Here is a 689-nt window from a genome sequence, read left to right on the forward strand (position 1 = left end):
GAGGTGGCGTAGTCGACCAGCGTCTCGGTCTTCTCGCGGGCCTGTTCCTCGGCCATGTCCTCGCTTTCCACGAAATCGCTGAAGGCTTTCAGCAGGGTGCGCGTCTCGCTCGGCGAATCCACCCCTTCCTGGCAGCCGATGAAGTCGCGGAAATAGTCGGAGACCTTCTTCCCGCCCTTGCCCTTGATGAACGAGATGTACTGCTTCGACTGCTTGTTGTTGCGCCATTCGGAAATGTTGATCCGCGCGGCCAGGTGCAACTGGCCGAGGTCCAGGTGGCGCGACGGGGTGACCTCCAGCGACTCGTTCACCGCCACGCCTTCGCTGTGGTGCAGCAGGGCGATCGCCAGGTAGTCGGTCATGCCTTGCTGGTAGTGGGCGAACAGGACGTGGCCGCCGGTGGAGAGATTGGACTCCTCCATCAGCTTTTGCAGGTGCTCGACCGCTTCGCGGCTGAAGCCGACGAAGTCGCGGTCGCCCTCCAGGTACTCGCCGAGCCAGCCGCTGAACGGGTAGGCCCCGGACTCGCCCTGGAAGAAGCCCCAGGCCTTGTTCTTGGCGTTGTAGCTTTCGTTGAGGTCGGCCAGCAGGTTCTCGATGGCCTGGGAGTCGCCCAGCTCGGCGTCGCGCGCGTGGAGCACGGCCGGGGTGCCGTCGGGCTTCTTCTCGATCAGGTGGACGATGGCGTG

At 64.3% G+C, this 689-nt stretch carries 1 protein-coding gene; it reads right to left on the minus strand.

Annotation, left to right across the window (positions count from 1 at the left end; translation table 11 throughout):
• On the minus strand, window positions 1-689 hold a 689-nt coding region (locus tag HMPREF2914_RS24520), incomplete at both ends, for a nucleoid-associated protein (RefSeq protein WP_052150687.1).

The organism is Pseudomonas sp. HMSC067G02 (assembly GCF_001813485.1).
GTDB classification, from domain to species: domain Bacteria; phylum Pseudomonadota; class Gammaproteobacteria; order Pseudomonadales; family Pseudomonadaceae; genus Pseudomonas; species Pseudomonas aeruginosa.